Source organism: Citrobacter sp. wls757, assembly GCF_005280935.1.
Lineage (GTDB): Bacteria > Pseudomonadota > Gammaproteobacteria > Enterobacterales > Enterobacteriaceae > Citrobacter > Citrobacter portucalensis.
The window spans coordinates 652,861-654,255 of sequence record NZ_SZWU01000060.1; the positions used below are offsets into that span (position 1 = coordinate 652,861).

The following is a 1,395-nucleotide window of genomic DNA, read 5'->3' on the forward strand; positions in this document are numbered from 1 at the left end:
TCACCTCCGATTTTTCGGATGGCGCTGTGTGTGATGAAAAGGTCAGGCTTCACGGGCTGAATTTATCAACAAAGCACGTAGCGGATGATTCCCGTGAGCCTGAAATAGAAAAGCCCCGGCAAACGCCAGGGCTAAATGAAGAGCCAGATCATGTGTCTGGCGGTATAACTTCGCGTTTGATATCGTTAAATCGCCAAAAGTAACCATATCAAACACAAGGAGTAATACATGGCTAGTTTTACAGTTCGTGTAGAAATGCAAAATGCTGACTGGGATGATTATGAGAGCCTGCATAAAAAAATGGCAGCAAAAAAATACTACAGACAAGTCGAGGCCACTTCTGGAACAACCTACCAGCTTCCTGATGCGGAATACATTCACTCAAGCACAACAAAAGATGAGGGCAAGGTCGCAGATGAAGTTAAAGCGATTGCAGATTCAGTTAAAAAAAGTTCTCGAGTACTTGTTACGAAATCAGCAGGACGCGCTATTCGGGGCTTAAAAGTAGTTTAAGTTCCAGTTCCATCATCACATTTATCTGGAGCGCTATCATGGCGTTCCATTTTGACAAATGCAGCGGCAATAGCCTCGCCTACTTTCTCATATTCAAAAACGTCCGCATTGCTACCCATAGAAATAGCAGCCTTTGATAACGCCTCACGGGCTATATGTTTAGCGCTTTCAGGTAACTCAGAAAATTTCATAGCCATCCTCCAGAAACGCAAAAGCCCAAGGCGTTAACCTCGGGCTTGAAACTCATTTACTGCCAGTGCATACAACAATGGCACAATATCAGATTTACACGAAATATATCCATTTCAGTTCGGTTTTGCAAGACTTACATCCAAATTTGTCGCCTTTTGTTGTGAACGTGATCGCGAAACGGAAAGCAAAGACTGATTATCAAGGTATGAGAATGCTTGCTTCATCGCCAGCCAATGAGGGAGGTAGGTTTCAGTCCAAGTTGGTTTTGATACCCCTACCAATTGCGCCAACTGCTGGTACTCGTATGTGTTGCGCCGCGCAAGTTCCGCTTTCACATCCTGTGCCGCCAGCCATATCAACTGACGTAACCGGTCGATGGTCTTTTTCGCCACCCTCTTTCCGGCCAGATGCTCGCAAAATTTCGACCACGCCCACTGAGTAATTAATACCTGATTATCCCAGCTAACATTCTCACTATAGTTCCATAGCAGCCAGGCCTTCTGGTGTTCTTCGAGTGACATCAGCGCGCGGCGCCACGATGCGGTGGAGTATTCAACCGGCTGCACCAAGGGAATATGCGAACCCTTGGCATGCGACTGCTTGCCCGGTATTGGCAGGTTATCCAGCGTAATCATTTCCCCGGTCACTTCATCCAGCACTCGAGGCTTTTTACGTTTAAACGTTCCAGTA

General features: G+C 46.3%; 3 protein-coding genes and 1 pseudogene. 2 read left to right on the forward strand and 2 right to left on the reverse strand.

Annotated elements, in window-relative coordinates; translation table 11 throughout:
* Nucleotides 1–203: pseudogene (locus FDW94_RS23645) on the forward strand (hypothetical protein); the annotation flags it as partial.
* A 25-nt stretch (nt 204–228) separates the two neighbouring features.
* Entirely contained in the window at nt 229–513 is a 285-nt protein-coding gene (locus tag FDW94_RS18035; protein WP_137378010.1) for a DUF2622 domain-containing protein, read from the forward strand.
* On the opposite strand, the gene FDW94_RS18040 is transcribed toward FDW94_RS18035, so the two are convergent.
* Nucleotides 510–704, reverse strand: a complete 195-nt coding sequence (locus tag FDW94_RS18040) for a hypothetical protein (protein WP_137378011.1) — start codon at nt 702–704, stop codon at nt 510–512. The genes FDW94_RS18035 and FDW94_RS18040 overlap by 4 nt on opposite strands.
* A gap of 114 nt (nt 705–818) precedes the next feature.
* Nucleotides 819–1,395, reverse strand: a 577-nt coding sequence (locus FDW94_RS18045; RefSeq protein WP_249358603.1) for a bacteriophage antitermination protein Q, incomplete at its 5' end; no start/stop codon positions are given.